This is a genomic window from Alicyclobacillus tolerans, assembly GCF_900142255.1.
GTDB lineage: Bacteria > Bacillota > Bacilli > Alicyclobacillales > Alicyclobacillaceae > Alicyclobacillus_I > Alicyclobacillus_I tolerans.
This window is the reverse complement of record NZ_FRAF01000019.1, coordinates 22,720-37,610: the sequence shown is the minus strand read 5'-3', so window position 1 is coordinate 37,610 and position 14,891 is coordinate 22,720. Positions and strand designations below refer to the sequence as shown.

Here is a 14,891-nt window from a genome sequence, read left to right as displayed (position 1 = left end):
ATGGTAAATTGCACCACTACCAGGATCGACGGAGCTGATACAGGCATATCCACCCCATAAGTGGTATCCACGATCGTGGTCGGGAAGGCCGTCACATCGCTCCAGTCAAAATACGATACCGTCAGAATTTTCGGGGCCTCGGTCAGCAGGGTGTTGGGATACGGTTGTAGTGTGGTTGGATTCAAGTCTAAATTTTGCGCCAACGACTGTTCAAACGTGGCCAGTGCAGCCGTTTGATCAAACACAGGCTCACCTGCTGCGACACTAGCCTCTGTCACATCCAGCGTGGCATCGTGATCGGCCAATCGCATGGCAGTTTCAATGCGTGTGTACGCGATTTCCTGCGTGGTCATGTTGAGCACTTGAATATGCGTCATCCCGTAGAGTACGACAAGAAACGTCACCATGAGTATCCACTTCATGAGATGGCCTCGCTATCCACCGTTTCAGAAGCTGTCAACCTTAACGCATTGGACGCACTACTCGAAAAGAGGCTGATCTGACTCGGTATCGAGATCGTCAGACTCATGGGAGAGCCGACTGTAGTAAACGTGGTTGTCCCTTGCACCAGCACATCCTGGGGCGGATAACCAAGCGTATCCGCCACTGTGGATTGAATATTATCCAGATCGGAGCTGGTGAACTCCCCCTTGATTTTCGCCTCGGAGAGGGCTGTATAGACGGCGGATTGGAGATACTGCTCTCTCACACCATTGATCATGTCCATATACGGCTGGTAGTTCCAAGCCAGAACGATGACCGAAAGCAAAATCACAATGAGGATATTTCGCAACCCAAAGCTCACCAGCTCCGCCCCCTACTCTTTACGATACACTGTACGTTTGTTCAGCTTTGGTTAATTGTTGCCCCGCATAATTTTGTGCACTGGATTGTTGGTTGTTACTCCAAGACATGTAGCCCGCTACCATGACCAAACCTGCCGCCAACGCAATTAACCCATATAGCAACCATCTGCTGACAGAACCCATAATTTCCTCTCCTCCATTATCTCGTCGCCAAATTTTGTTGCGTGATGTGTACCAAACTCTGACCTGCACTGGTGTTGGCGCTTTGCTGTTCCGCAGCAACCCCTCCCACCACATTTGATAGAACGGGTAATATCAACGCCAAAAGCAAAAGCAACCCCAGAATCGCCCGCCTAGTGATAGACACTTTCCTCCCTCCTTTCCGGCTATCTTTAGCGTAACAAATTTAATCAACAAAAAAGCGCCAAATTAGTGCCATCATTTCATAGCTGACTGTAAGATGTGCGACGTATAAATCTGCACCAACACATTGATGTCCCGATCAAGCGCCAGCAACCCCACCATCACTAACCCTGTTGCCAATAAAGATCTCGCACTGATCTTGGCTTTAAAGTCGGCCTTGCGATCAGCCTGAAAGCTCTCATAGTTCGCTTGGAACACATCCAGCGCGACCTTCGCGCCGCCTTCTTCCATTTGCCACAACATATCGGTCAGCGTTTTGGCCTGCTTCGTACCGACTTCTTCCGCAAACCGTTCCAGCGAGGCTTTGGGGTTCTCCACATACGTCAGTAAACAACGTTGCAAAAACGGAGCCAGACGAGGTACGCGCGGCCATTGGCGGCGCAACAAATCATAGACACTGACCGGACGGTCCTGAAACACCAACACTTCCTGATACAACAAGCGGTAGAGTAGATACACACTCCGATTGCGTTTTTTCGTCGCCTGTTTCTGAAGCAAAAGCAACAAAGAGTGCATGGGGAAACCTTTATGCGGTTCCGTCAACACCACAAAGAACAACGGCGGCAACACACCCCATAGTTGTCGATGAAAAACCTGAAACCCTGCCCAAACGAGAAGAAACGCCACGATCATCCAGCGCAACATCCGATAGGTGGAAACTTTCCAGGGAATATCGGCGGCATAAAATAGCGTTTGCAGTTCGCTCTCCTCGGATCTGGATCGCATCTTGGCTCTGGCCGCATACAACCTTCCCATCACGCGCGCGCGTAACCGTATCCGTTCCGATTCGGTCTGGACAGCCGATACAAAGAAAAAGACCGCCGGTATCACACCAAGCGCTAAAACCCACCAGGCTCCCATCTCCACTCACCTCCTATAAATCTTGCTTGGGACGAAAGAAGATGATCCCGATCGCAAACGATCCCAAAGTGGCAAAGAGTGTCAGTACAAACCACCGCAAACCTTCACGAGTGGCAAATTGGTCATAGAGCATATGATGGGAGAGTTTCAGTTGCAAAACGGCCAGGATGAGCGGCCAGAGCAAAAACGGCACAATCGCAATGAGAAGATTGTCCGAACTGACCCACTTCTCGTCCTTTCTGGCATCTTCGATGAACTGAAGCTCTTTTCTTGTCATGGCCAGCGACATCTCCACATCGAGTTGATCGAGAAGTGCATGCTCCAGATCGTTGGCCAGTTGAAGTGCCCAGCTCGTGGACATCTCCTCGGAAAATCGATGGAGGGCACGTCTGGCTTCTTCGGGCGTGGTATAGTTGGCCAACCGATCCGTCAGTCGAAACAGGGCCCGGCGAATGGGACGATCCGGCAAGATTTTGATCGTGGTTTCAAGCGCATGCATCATACTGTGATGGTGCTTGCGATATTCCGCCAACAGCGTATCGAGCAAAGTAGAGATTTCATAACTGTTTTGTACCCCAATTTGGTACCGCCTCACCTGCAACCATAGATAGGGCAGTCCTGTGACCAAAAGTCCAGCCAACAGCGCAAAACCTAAACTTTGTACACCCACCAGACAAAAGAGAAAAGTCAATCCTCCTAAACTCCCCGACGTGATGAGAAACCTTGGTACAACCGGACCTTTCGGACGTTTACGCACAGTAAAAATCAGCGTTTCCAGATGATGATGGATCCCATGCAACCATGTCTCTTGTTCCCGATCAGGAAGTGTGCGTTTTTGGAATCCTCCATGCACCCGCAGCAACTGCCGGTGACCAAACCCGTAATACATCCTGCGCAAACGTTCGATGGTATCCTGGCGCAGTGAACGAAAGAGTATCAAAAAACCTGCGACTGCCAGAGCGTACCAAAATCCTTGCAACGCCAGATTGAGCACACGGTAAATCACCTTTTCCCACCTCCAATGGAAAGACGCCGAACGCTGGTCTCTTCCATCCCCATCGGGAAGGCCGACGCCAGTGCTGCAAACTCGCTTTTAAACGCCTGGAGCAGTTGGGGCTGTACTTTTTGTCGCAGTCTGGTGAGCAATTGAGGCGGTATCTCATCATGAAACGTCCAGGTCTCGCTTGGCTTGTGGTAACGCATCCAAGGTGTTACGGTAAAACTTTCCGTGTCCGGATCATAGTCATACGCATGAACTTCGAGGACGCGTTTTTTTCCCTGCTCATCCTCCCCCATCACGATCACCACGTCGACACTTTGAGCCGCACGAATGTAGGCTGAACGAAAGTCCAGATTGGCTTGGCCTTCCAGCATCAAGTGCGCCAGCTCCAAAGGAATGTTTGCTACATACTGCCCGTGATAACTGCCCAACCATCCGTCCGCTCTTTCTCTGGACTGAATGGCCAGCCACACTTCCTGACTGCGAATTTCCGGAACCAAAATGTAGTGGGCATCCGAGCGTAAGAACGCTGGAAAAAGTGAATCCATTCCATCCAACTCCGACCGAAGCGCAATGATATGGGCCGCTCTTTCGGGGAAATCACGTCGAAGGTGCGCTTCAAACGTGCCTCGTTCCACCGTCAGTACATCGAGATTGGGATCGCGGGCTCCGTAGATAACCTTCAAAAATGTGGTCTTGCCCGAACGTCTATGTCCCGTCGTCAACATGGAGAGCATCAGCCGACTCAGTAGTTTCCACCACTCCACGCTCTCGGCAGGAATCGTCCCCATCTTCGCTTCCTCTTCAAAACTGTAGTTGCGAAAAAGGTATTGCCTGAAAACAAGCGCCAGGGTTTCCGATAAAGGCGGCGTAAAGATGGTCACGCGTGTCCCGTTCAACATATCCACTTGCGTCCAGTTCTGTTTGTGATTCACCTGGGTCGACGGGTCTTTCAGGGTCAGCGTACGGACCAACTTTTCAACTTGCTCGATGGAATCAAAACGATACGGTTGCAGTTCCTTCGTGTTTTTCCCAGGAACACCAAACAGGATATCGACGCCATTGACCATGGCAGACTCCGTCGGTTCTCGAAACCATGCGGCCATCGGCCCGAACCCGTACAAGTGCTCAAAAATCGCTTCTTCCAAGCTTCGATAGTAAGACGGATATTGGGTACGGCGATACACTGGCTCAGCTCGTAAAAAATCGCGAATCTGCTGAAAAAAATAGTGTTTCGCTGCCGCGTCTCCAACCATCGCCTGATGCTTTCTGGCCAAAAACGTCTCATCCTCCTGACCTTTGGCCCCTCTTTGCAACAGTTGCGCATCCATATACGCCGAAAACGCGTCCAACGCCTTATCAAAGGGGATATCCCCAAACATGCGCACTTGCTGTTCCTGTACCGTTTGCAGGTATTGATCGGCTCGAAAGGGGTGTGCGGGTAAAAGCGATTCAACCGATTTCATCCCACCACACGCTCCCTTTTGATATCGATGACGGAAGTCACAATAGTCTCCATAGACTTTTTCGTGCGTCGATCATCGAGAAAATACTGAATGGGATCGGGTTGTTGCTCAGCGTACATGTCGAATCGATCCTGATAAGCAATCCCTGCGACGGGTAACATTCCTAAGGACTTGGCCAGCACTTCCTGCTTCCCGTACAACTGATTGCCCACCAGCATCCAGTGTTCCGAACTCAGCCCCATCGGCTTCAAACAGTAGTCCATCTGCTGAAAGTATTGCTGTTGTGCCGAAAATCGATCACTGGACACACAGTACCGATGTGTCGCCTGACGAATTCCTTCGAGCGCAAGCGCCGTGTTCAGGACACTCCCCACATCCACGATCACGACATCAAACGTTCTTTTGGCCACGGACAAGAGGAATTGGACGTCCTCAGGCTGGAATTCCAGCGCATGTAAAGCGTTTCGCAAACCTGGCAAATAGGACAGCTTGTGGCTCATCGTCACCATGGCTGTTTGCAGTGTCGCCCCATCTATACGCTTCGTTCTGACGGATGAAAGCACATCGTCCAGTGCATGATCTTGTTCTTTGAGCATCCAAAATCCAGGATTGTAGCCGTTCAACCCGATGACCCCCACATGGCCCCCGTGCATCTCGGTCATGACACGTCCCAAGGCCAAGGCAAGCAAGGTCGTCCCTACACGCGGTACCACGCCCCACAAAGCCAGTACGGGTTGGTCTGATAGTGTTTGTCCACGCAGCAAGTGAGGAATGTCTCCCGGCAAGACCAGCTGTACGTCCTGCGCTCTCGCAAAAGCGTCCAGGACGGGATCTTTTTCCTCAACCAGATAGTAAACTTTCCCTGCTGGATGCTGTTGTCGCCAGGCGTAAAGTTCACTTTTGGACACCTTGCGGCTGTCAATGATCACATCCTCGCGCGTCGCACTCAACTCCTCCAATGAGGAGACGATCTCCATTCCTTGTATGCTTTCTAATTCCCCTAACACTTTCACGACGGTCGCCCTCCTTGAGCACTTCCGGATATCAGCAGTTTTTCTCCCTCTGCAATGGCTTGAGCCAATTGATTCGTTTCACTCGTGGTCAATTTCACATCGACTTCATTCGGTACACCTAAGCCATTGACAGGTGCTCCCACGCCAGAAGGCCCTGTCACTGGCGGCGTGGTGACAACTTCCTGATTGTTCGAGGTATGCACGGACAAAACCAATACGTGTGTCAAACTACTCAAAGTGGGCAAAGTCGTGGGTTTCCCAGTACCAGACCCCATCGTGGACGGTAAAAACGTGATGGTTACGAAATCTCCCGCACGAAGCGTGGGCGACATAGACGCAATCCAGGATTCAGCCAAAGGAACATCTCTCGTCCCCGGCGTAATCGTGAAAGGATTCGACTGAATCTCATCCACTGTAATGACCTGCTTAGGACCCAAATGAACCGAAGTATATAGACCTGCTAACGCCTGCATGTTCGTCACAGCTCCTACAGGCACATCCTGTCGCGGTAAAGACTCTTTCATCCAATCGCTTGGGGATAACGGTGTATCTGGACTCAAGTCGGTTTTCGCTACCCAAACTGTTTCACTGTCCAGTTTCGGAACGACGTAGGCGTTATACATCATGCTGCCTCCGACCCCAATGACAAACAATAAACCCGCCAACGTATACTTCATGGCTGCGTTCAACGTCTTTCCTCCCATCCCCATTTCACCAGTGGTTCCAAGACATCCAAGTGTTCCTCAACACGGAAAAATCGCCCTTCCCATAACGCCCGTTGCACTTTCTCCGGTGGCAAATAAGGGAGTGTAACGGGTGACTCAAACACGTCTCTAGGTATGCGCACCACACTCGTCCACTTGTTCATGACCGTGATGAGCTTGTCTTTGGCTAAATCACGCAATTTCTGATATTTCTCTCCCAAATCCGCCAAAGCCAGATAAGTGGGATCGCAATCGAGCACACACCACACTTGATCCGCTAGAGATAAAAGAGTTTCGTCGAGATCATCAGCATCCACAATCGTCAAACCTTGTTTCAAGTAACGCAATACAACCGGAATCCACTTTTCATCCCGAATACTCTTGCCAGGTGGTAAAGGAACCAACTGTACGCCTTCCTTGACAAAAGTTTCTCCCTTACCGTCTTGCGTCCAAAACTTGACCTTGTCTATGGGCTTTTCTATCTCCAGTTGAAAGTACTCCCAAAGACGCGGCCATGGCCTTGGCGCTTCCAGAATCGTCACCACATCCATCCCCGGCTGTGTTTCCACACACGTCTTGGCCAAAAGTTGTGCCACGGTTGAGACACCACTTCGAGGCCAAAGTCCCATGACCACCCAAAGCGCGGATGGAGGACGCGGGTTTAGAACCGGCGATTCCGGCACTTTGCGACTCGGCCAGCGAAAACGACTCCGTTTCCTCGTTTCTGCTTCTTCCACGATGGTCGGTACCGACGTTGCCTTGGACTCGGGAAGGTATCTCGCTACCTCTTGGGGGGAACGGGGATGCTCCAGGAGATCCTCCAGTTCTTTGAGCACCATCTCTTCCCCAAAGAAAAGAAAATCATAGACCCGATAAAGACACAGTTGTCGTTTCCACTCCTCTGTCTCTTCGGTCTTACTGCCGACATACACGATCCGAGCACCTTGTTTTTGCACGGTATGCAGCATTTGAAGCAATTCCGCCCGATCTTTGGCGATCCACTCCGAAAGAACCACGGTATCCTCTGGTGTAAAACGAGTTTCCTGCACTTGTTTGGGGTAGATCAGCCACTCACTCCCCGAAAAACGGTCCCGCAAATCTACAGGGAACGCCAAATACAACATGCGGTTCACCTCACCATGCGTCGTGCTTGATTTTTGTACTCTATTTGTAACTTCATAGTTCTAATGTAATCTATTTTTCTTCTATATAAGTGCCAGAAAAGTGCCAAATTATGCGCGCCCAAAATACGTTTGTAAAGCCGGTATCCAGCTGCCTGTAATCGCTTGGACATACTGTAGCGTTTGACTGTTTTGAGCCACCGTATAGCCTTGCGCCAAGGCTTCTTCTTCTGCTCCCCCACCTGCATTGTAGGCGGACAGCGTTTCCTCCACATTCTCCCCAAACTGGTGATAGAGTTCCGAGAGATAGAGGCTTCCAAGCAAGATGTTCATGCCCGAATTGGACAAATCGGACATAGCTTGATTGCCAACTGGAACACCATTGACGACCAGCCCAGCTGCCGTGGATGGTTCCACTTGCATCAGGCCCATCGCTCCCGCAGAAGAGGTTAAAATCCCCCCAGGTCCAAAGCCGTGTTCACGCCCGCCGGACTCTTGGTACATCACTCCTGCAATTAAAACCGCCGGAATCTGTACCTCATGGGCCACTTTCTCGATATACGAGCGATAGCGAAGAATGTTTTGAATGACGTTTCCGCTCGGTGGGGCAATGGGACCGATACCGCCTAATCCGGATACACCACTTGAATAATCCACGACATCCACCATCGCTTGTACATAGGGATCGGAAAGTGTGTCATCTACCGCAGCCATGAGTGCGGCTAACATCTGACGATTGGTCTTGGACTTTTGGAGCACCTGTGGATGTCCGCCCAAATGAGCAGGAATGTGTTGCAACAGCGACCATACCCTCGACCAACTATAGTTACGCTGGGTATTGGACCACTCTATCTGTCGTGTGTACGTGCCACGATCCGTATTGCCGACCATTCTCGATACCCAGTGATAGTGATTGGTTACAGTTCCATCCCAAACGTCGGCAGACATGAGTAAAGTGACCGGTGTCACTGTTTCTGAATGGTGATGTTGGAGATGGCCATTTTTCGAACGGGTCGTCCAATAGTGAATGGTGACATCGTCATAGGTTTGCCAAACAAATTGAGACTGGAGATACGATGCATACCGATGGGCATCAGGGGGAGAGAGATTGTTCTCCACTTTCCCCACCGCCAACAACACCGCCGCAGGTAAACCCGCCTGATCTTCCTGTACTTGAGAAATCTGCGCGGCGCTCAACCCTTGTTGCCAGGTATCGGCTACTTCCGTATCATGCGAAAAAAGCGCTTGTTCCTTCGCTTTTGTGGCACTGCTTAACAGGATGTTGCCGTTTTCTCCAACCGTTCCGTTCCCTGTGGACTGATAGTCCCCGACCAGAAATCCCAGGAGAGAGATTCCTGCCAAAACCAATAGCCCGATCCCCAAGACATTTCCAAGCCCCGCTGAAACAACCAATCTTTTGACTACCCATGGAAACAAGTCTTTCGGCTCTGTGGGTATCTCCAATAAGGACAGAATTCCTTTCTTCTTCATGCTTTGCGCCTCTGAAACTGCTCTGGATATCGGATAACCCAGCCAACGACACGCGCATCCAGATTTACTCCCGACAGACGCTTTAACTCTTCCAACGTATCCGTCCACAACCAAGCCTCTTTGTAGGTGCGCTTGCTCTGCAAAGCATCCAGTACATCGGCCACTTTGACGATTCTCGCATGCAAAGGAATCGCTTCACCGACCAGGCCATCTGGATAGCCGGAGCCATCCATGTTCTCGTGATGACTGCGCGCAATCTGCTTGGCATACTGAAACAGTAAGGGTTCCGGCAGATGATGGATCAAGGAAAGAGACCATTCTTCGATGAGTTGTTCGCCCACAATCGTGTGTTGCTGCATGCAGATTCGTTCTTCTAAACTGAGCGGATCAGGTTTGAGGAGAAGCTCGCGAGGAATGGCCACCTTGCCTACATCATGAAGCAATGAGGCGAGATATAACCGCTCCGTAGTCTGTGTATCTAGTCCCATATACTGTGCTAGCTTTTTGGCGTTGTCGGCTACCCGATGAACATGCCCCGTAGCATCCAAACGATACTCAGCCATATCCGCTAGATGGTGAAAAAAAGCCTCGTAAATCGCATACACATCGGTTGAGTGCGATGATAAAAGTGTGTTCACAGGCACATCCCTCCTCTCATTACAATAACAAAAATATATAATTTAAAAGTGCCAAAAAAACGCCAATTTTAGACAACTGTATTCTTGAGAAGAATGCTCCATTTTGGAGCAAGCAGACCCAAAAAATCCACCTGCATCTCCATGCAAGTGGAATCTACTGTTTCTATGCTACATGGGTACATCATGCGCCCTGAACCTCCCCATGGCTAAAGCCAGGGCGAGGTTCAGATATCCTCTAATCTGCCTTCCATGATGGCTTGCCACATCCGACGACGAATATGTCGAGTTCGATAGCGCCACTTGAAAAATCGATACCGTCGATAGAGATACACTGCCCAAATCAAAAACGCGATTCTTGGCCAAGGCAACGGTAACCAAAAGATATACACCGCCCATACCAGATAGTAGGACACTTTCCACAATTCGATTTCCACAAACCTGTAATATCGGGAAGCTTTGAACCATCGGAACTTCCCAAACATTTGATCTCCCATCCAGATGAGCAACACACTTGCAGGTGCAATTCCAAAAGCGATCATACCTGGCACATACCAGGGAATCACTCGATGAATCGTATGAAACACATGGGTCTCCCACGAAAAATCCGGAATGAGCAAATACAACCGCACCAACATATGCCAAAAAGCCATACTCGTTCACCCTCTCTTCCTTTTTCCGGGGATCACCTTAAAGCGACTGCGCTTGTCATACGCCGTCATTTCGGCCTCTTCTTCTGATGTTTCCTGCGAATGCGCTCGTACCCAAGCCGTTAATTCTTCTTGTTCGAGACGGGTTTTGAGTTGTTTTCTCTGTTCTTTGTACATCTCCCACTCTGGATAAGTCATACCTGACTTTAATCGATTTTCGTGGTCTTTTCCCCATTCTCCGCTTCGATAAAAACATTCCATCGCCGGCATGACCATTCCATAAAGCATATATATTCCAAGCCAAGGAAGAGAAAAAATATCAAATAATAATTCCGTTCCTGGATAAGGCAGCGCGAACCACAAAATGTAAAAAATGATCAGTGCAATGACCGATACCCAAATCGCCCCTTCCTGGATATCCGGAAATTGAACATAAGTCCCATCCGTGACGGCATATACGTAGCGTATAGGATAAAAGAAAACCCACAACATATAGCCCACATAAATCGCCAGTACTATCGGTCCCCACCACGGCAAAAACGAACGCATATGATGACACCACTGACTAAAGTAGAACATCCATCCATGCAACTGGATCATCTCCTACAGCTATCTTTGTTGTCTCTATCGTATCATCTGGATGAATTCACCATGGCTGGCATTAACACTTTTTTCACTTGTGGACAATGTTGAGTTCGTGATACGCTACTCCATCACCACCCACAAAAATGGCACCGAACCTCCGCCAGGTTCGGTGCCATCTGCTTTTTTCCTCACCGTCGATAGGCCACCGCATTTCGTGCGTCATTCAAAAATGCAGGTGTTTTCGCTTTGTGTTCGGCAACCGGATCTTTATAGACCGGAAGATTGACCTTGCCCTGAAGTATCAACTCTTTCGCCTGTTTATCCTTTTGGGCCGGGTGGTAGGCACTGTACGCCTGGCGATACGCTTGTTGAGTTTCGAGTGAGTAGCGAGATAAATGAGTCCAGTGTTTGCCTCGTTGCCAAAGTCGCTCAAACTGTTCCACTCGCCTTTGAGCCACCTCCGAAGACAATCCCGATCCTTGCAAAGCCTTGTGCAACTGTTCTCGCGCCGTATCGTATTTTTGCTCAGCTACGGACGGTTGAAACTCATGGGTTTGTGGATCGTAGAGATGACTCATCGCGGGAACTCGTTGCATGGCCTCGTTTCTCTGTAAGGCATCCTGAAGATGCGTACGCAAGGTATCCAGTTTCTCTTGCTTGTTTTCCGCTTGTAATAAGTGTCTTTGTACACCTGAAGCCAGCCCTTTTGCGCCGGGCAAGGCTTTCACTTTCTCATGATGCAATCCTTCCAGGATTTTGGGTGAAATCTTTCGGCTGACGAATCCTAACGTTCCACCTTCATTTTCCCAGGCTTGACGCTTGACAGCAGCCCACGTCCCAAAATGACTATTCTGAAGTCCTTGTCTCATGCCTTGATGCGTTCCTTTGATCGCGCTTGCCGTACGCGATTGAAGGATTGGCGTCAACGGATGACGATTTCCTGTCGCACCCGAACGTCCTCCAGCAACACCTGTTCCCATCGAACTTCCCGGCGAACCTCGACCTGCCGCTTCCATACCGGCCCCCCCTGCGCCAATGGCATCACCTGAAGCGCCTCCCATACTCTTCATCATGACGATATCATCAGCTGTGGCTCCTGCTTGAATCGCGCCTGCGTAAACTTCGCCATGTTTTTCAATGGCCTGTTTGGCTATTTTAGAACCCCACTTTTGATCGGCCATTTTCAACCCCTTGCCTACGGTTTGTTTGGCAGCGAACTTGCTGGAGTGGATGGCTGCCTTGCCTGTCACATCCATCGTGGCGGCGGCTCCCCCAGCCATAGCCAAGGTTCCCCACGCCATGCCATGTCCCGAACCGAGTACAGACGTGCCAAACCCTTGCGCCACCACGTCAATCAGCTTTCTGACATAAGTGGCCGACAGAAGAAGCCCTATCGTTCCCGAGAGGGCAACAAAAAGATCGGCAGCGGTCAAGGCCGCCCCACTTTTCGACGGCGACGCTACCGCAGAGGAAACCCCATAGACCACAGCCTGACCAAATGGTACCGCCATTTGGTAGATCCACTCCGTCCACCACATTTTCGTGATGCCACGAGTTTTATCGTTCGCGTAAAACGCCATCGCGAGCGGGAAAAAGATCATCCAGATATAGAGAAAGATGAGCCGAAATTGGTATACAATCCAAACGATGATCGAGAGTACCGATTGAATCAGGTTGACGATGGAATTGAGCAAGGCCTGGTTACCGCTCGTTTTGAGGCTGGTCCAATTTTCGATCGGATGGAGATTGATAAAATAATCGCTCAGGTAGAAAAATACCTGTGTGATGAGGACCGCAAAGTGGCTGCCACCCACGATGAGCACCATGGCCACAAACAAGCTCACGATCCCTTTTTTGAGACGATCCCGTTGTACGGCACTCTCTTCAGCTCGTACGATCTGCATCACCAGCAAGTACACGGAAGCCAGAAAAAACGCCCATCCAAACGCTTCAAAGGCTGTGGCAAATCCACTCAACGTCGATACGGCATGTTGATCGATGAGATCCGAGAAGTTCCCCTCTCCCCAACTCGGATAGTGATTCAAGTTTTCAAAAGGAAAGAACCCATGCAAAATCACATTCCCCATGGCGGTGTTGGTCAAGCCCCGCGTATTCGTAGCCGTGTTGACCAACAGCCCCACACCGTTCGCAACCAGATTGATGACGTTCGCTAAAATTCCCGCAAACCAGTTCATACCGCCACCCACCTTTGTCGCTGACGCATCCGTTCGGCTTCACTGACCACATACGTCGTGTTATAGAGTTCCATCTCCAGATCCGATGGATTCACGATGTTGCTAAAACGTTCCTCTCCTACGATCCACAACGCCTGACCTTTGCTGTAGAGCTTCAACATGTCAAACTCATGGTCTTCAATGCCCGTGATCTTCATCACCGCCTCACGGTCATTTTCAAGCTGTTTCAATAAAATCTTCATCGAGCTATTTTGTATGATCGCTCGACCATGTGTATTTTCCGAAAACTTGAGGAAGTCCTGGCTGGCAGCCATCGCAGATCCTGAATACTTGCGAAACCTTCTGTATATATCTTCAATCGCCGCAGCTTGATACGGCGAATCGAGAAGTTTTTGCGCTTCATCAATCACGACTCGCTTGCGCCGTTCCGGATTCTTCTTCATGAATTTTTCAATCAGCCATTCCAGAATCACCTGCATTCCCAGTTGTTTGGCCATCGATTTCTCGCTCAGACCGGAAACATCAAAATGGATGATTCGCTCCTTTTCCAGTTCGCTCATCGAAACCGTGCTGTAACAGTCAAACATCCCCTCTGTCCCGCCTTCTTTAAAGCGCCGAAGACGTAGCAGGAGATCTTTTAAGCGCGAGTCAGTTTCTGCGACCTGTTCCAACTTGCGATAAAAGTCAGAAAACCGAGGTTGAGGGCGGTACTTATATCGCAGCACCCGATCTCCTTTGATGTCCCTTTCAAACTCCGCTTCCTGTTCCCGTAAGGAAGCTGGATCTTCGGTAAAACCGAAGTCCACCTCATACATTTTTTGCAAAAGTTCATTCACCACTGCCGAGGTATAGGCATCCAGAGGATCGTGCTCTCCGTATAGATGAGCCATGGTCAGAATGAGCCGTTCCATCTCCGATATTTTGCCCTTCACATCGACATACGTGCGATAAGAACCATCGGGCATTTTTTCGGTTCCTTCTCCGATTTCAAACGGATTGAACCGATGTTCCGAGCGTTCGTGAATCCGATAGGATGTACCGCCTAAGGCTGCTGTTAAGGCACGGTACTCTCCATCGTAATCCAGGATCGCGTGCTGTACGCCAAAAACGGCCGAACGCGCGATGAGCGCTTTGGTCAAAAAGCTCTTGCCACCTCCTGAAGTGCCGATGACAAAGATGTTATGATTCACAAGGTCTTTGTGCCAACAGTCCAACCGATTCAAATGACCGCTCGTCCAGTCTATCCCAATGGGCACGCCATATTCGTGGCTGAAATGAGCATTACTAAAAGGAAACGCATTCGCCAAGGCCGATGAGGTCATCTCTATCGGATGCCGCAACACATTCAGCCCAATGGGAGCCACTGCTTTTAACCCCAAATCGTGTTCTTTGTAGGCTTCCCGGATGAGAAATCCATCAAATCCCTTGCGCTCGATCCGTTCACAAGCAGCTTCAAACTCATCCCGATCCGGTGAACTGACCGTAAAGATGATCGTCACATAAAACAAACGCTCCAACCCCAGCCGCAATTCCTCGCGCTCTTTTTCCAGTAGACTGTACTGTTGTTGCAAAAAGGCAATCTGCTTGTTGGTCCCTGCTTTTTGCTCCGCAAGAATATCCGACTCGATTTTGACCATCATTTTCGTTCGCTTACTCATAGCCAGAGAGGAATCGGCCGGTTCAACGTGGAGCGCCACATGCACATCCGCCCCTACCTGAAAAAAGCTCCGCAGATACCCAAAGTCGAGTTTAGAAGGTAGTGCCGTGACATAGTAGGTTTTGGTAAATCCGCTTGGAGAGATATACACTTCTGTGTCCTTGACTTCCAGTCCATCTGCGACTGTCATCAGATCGCGAAGAACAGGCGCGTGTTCCCCAAGAACGCTGGGATCTTCCCAAAGAACGGTTCTTTTTTTCTTATTTCTTCCAACAAAGGCCATG

Annotated in this window: 16 protein-coding genes; all 16 read right to left on the bottom strand. The window is 50.0% G+C overall.

The annotated features are described in order from the left end of the window. The coding region (locus BUA75_RS15915; protein WP_072874657.1) for a hypothetical protein at positions 1–422 on the bottom strand (422 nt) is incomplete at its 3' end. Next, positions 419–805, bottom strand: a complete 387-nt coding sequence (locus BUA75_RS10990) for a hypothetical protein (protein ID WP_242650310.1) — start codon at positions 803–805, stop codon at positions 419–421. The genes BUA75_RS10990 and BUA75_RS15915, both read right to left, overlap by 4 nt. Positions 806–824: 19 nt before the next feature. Further along, entirely contained in the window at positions 825–989 is a 165-nt protein-coding gene (locus tag BUA75_RS15910) for a hypothetical protein (protein ID WP_165612000.1), read from the bottom strand. A 16-nt stretch (positions 990–1,005) separates the two neighbouring features. Then, positions 1,006–1,173 (bottom strand): hypothetical protein, encoded by a 168-nt coding sequence (locus BUA75_RS15905; RefSeq protein WP_165611999.1) that lies wholly within the window; start codon positions 1,171–1,173, stop codon positions 1,006–1,008. Positions 1,174–1,244: 71 nt separating this feature from the next. Continuing rightward, entirely contained in the window at positions 1,245–2,090 is an 846-nt protein-coding gene (locus BUA75_RS10985) for a hypothetical protein (RefSeq protein WP_072874656.1), read from the bottom strand. Positions 2,091–2,103: 13 nt separating this feature from the next. Then, the gene (locus BUA75_RS10980) at positions 2,104–3,096 is read right to left on the bottom strand and encodes a hypothetical protein (RefSeq protein WP_242650309.1); all 993 of its coding nucleotides are present in this window, start codon (positions 3,094–3,096) and stop codon (positions 2,104–2,106) included. After that, positions 3,093–4,556 carry an ATPase, T2SS/T4P/T4SS family gene (locus tag BUA75_RS10975; protein WP_072874655.1) on the bottom strand — a complete coding sequence of 488 codons (1,464 nt, stop codon included), beginning with the start codon at positions 4,554–4,556 and terminating at the stop codon, positions 3,093–3,095. Before BUA75_RS10975 ends, BUA75_RS10980 begins: the two co-directional genes overlap by 4 nt. Further along, on the bottom strand, positions 4,553–5,569 hold the full coding sequence (locus BUA75_RS10970; protein WP_072874654.1) for a CpaE/TadZ family protein: 1,017 nt from the start codon (positions 5,567–5,569) through the stop codon (positions 4,553–4,555). Before BUA75_RS10970 ends, BUA75_RS10975 begins: the two co-directional genes overlap by 4 nt. Beyond that, complete coding sequence (locus tag BUA75_RS10965) at positions 5,566–6,258, bottom strand: CpaB family protein (protein ID WP_072874653.1); 693 nt, start codon at positions 6,256–6,258, stop codon at positions 5,566–5,568. Before BUA75_RS10965 ends, BUA75_RS10970 begins: the two co-directional genes overlap by 4 nt. Continuing rightward, entirely contained in the window at positions 6,255–7,394 is a 1,140-nt protein-coding gene (locus BUA75_RS10960; protein ID WP_207549750.1) for a hypothetical protein, read from the bottom strand. Before BUA75_RS10960 ends, BUA75_RS10965 begins: the two co-directional genes overlap by 4 nt. 111 nt (positions 7,395–7,505) lie before the next feature. Further along, complete coding sequence (locus BUA75_RS10955; protein WP_072874651.1) at positions 7,506–8,885, bottom strand: lytic transglycosylase domain-containing protein; 1,380 nt, start codon at positions 8,883–8,885, stop codon at positions 7,506–7,508. Next, a complete protein-coding gene (locus tag BUA75_RS10950) occupies positions 8,882–9,523 on the bottom strand; it encodes an HD-GYP domain-containing protein (protein WP_072874650.1) in 642 nt (213 codons plus the stop codon). Before BUA75_RS10950 ends, BUA75_RS10955 begins: the two co-directional genes overlap by 4 nt. Positions 9,524–9,747: 224 nt before the next feature. Further along, positions 9,748–10,173 carry a hypothetical protein gene (locus BUA75_RS10945; RefSeq protein ID WP_072874649.1) on the bottom strand — a complete coding sequence of 142 codons (426 nt, stop codon included), beginning with the start codon at positions 10,171–10,173 and terminating at the stop codon, positions 9,748–9,750. Between the two features lie 6 nt (positions 10,174–10,179). Continuing rightward, positions 10,180–10,761: a hypothetical protein gene (locus tag BUA75_RS10940; protein ID WP_072874648.1), complete on the bottom strand. Its 582-nt coding sequence runs from the start codon at positions 10,759–10,761 to the stop codon at positions 10,180–10,182. Between the two features lie 182 nt (positions 10,762–10,943). Next, the gene (locus tag BUA75_RS10935; RefSeq protein WP_072874647.1) at positions 10,944–12,950 is read right to left on the bottom strand and encodes a hypothetical protein; all 2,007 of its coding nucleotides are present in this window, start codon (positions 12,948–12,950) and stop codon (positions 10,944–10,946) included. After that, positions 12,947–14,890, bottom strand: a complete 1,944-nt coding sequence (locus tag BUA75_RS10930; RefSeq protein ID WP_242650308.1) for a VirB4 family type IV secretion system protein — start codon at positions 14,888–14,890, stop codon at positions 12,947–12,949. Before BUA75_RS10930 ends, BUA75_RS10935 begins: the two co-directional genes overlap by 4 nt. Position 14,891 lies beyond the last annotated feature (1 nt).

What these genes read in the sequence shown, in the direction of transcription:
- BUA75_RS15910 (WP_165612000.1), bottom strand. Translation starts at nt 989, where the DNA reads ATGGGTTCTGTCAGCAGATGGTTGCTATATGGGTTAATTGCGTTGGCG.
- BUA75_RS10985 (WP_072874656.1), bottom strand. Translation starts at nt 2,090, where the DNA reads ATGGGAGCCTGGTGGGTTTTAGCGCTTGGTGTGATACCGGCGGTCTTT.
- BUA75_RS10975 (WP_072874655.1), bottom strand. Translation starts at nt 4,556, where the DNA reads ATGAAATCGGTTGAATCGCTTTTACCCGCACACCCCTTTCGAGCCGAT.
- BUA75_RS10955 (WP_072874651.1), bottom strand. Translation starts at nt 8,885, where the DNA reads ATGAAGAAGAAAGGAATTCTGTCCTTATTGGAGATACCCACAGAGCCG.
- BUA75_RS10945 (WP_072874649.1), bottom strand. Translation starts at nt 10,173, where the DNA reads ATGGCTTTTTGGCATATGTTGGTGCGGTTGTATTTGCTCATTCCGGAT.
- BUA75_RS10935 (WP_072874647.1), bottom strand. Translation starts at nt 12,950, where the DNA reads ATGAACTGGTTTGCGGGAATTTTAGCGAACGTCATCAATCTGGTTGCG.
- BUA75_RS10930 (WP_242650308.1), bottom strand. Translation starts at nt 14,890, where the DNA reads ATGGCCTTTGTTGGAAGAAATAAGAAAAAAAGAACCGTTCTTTGGGAA.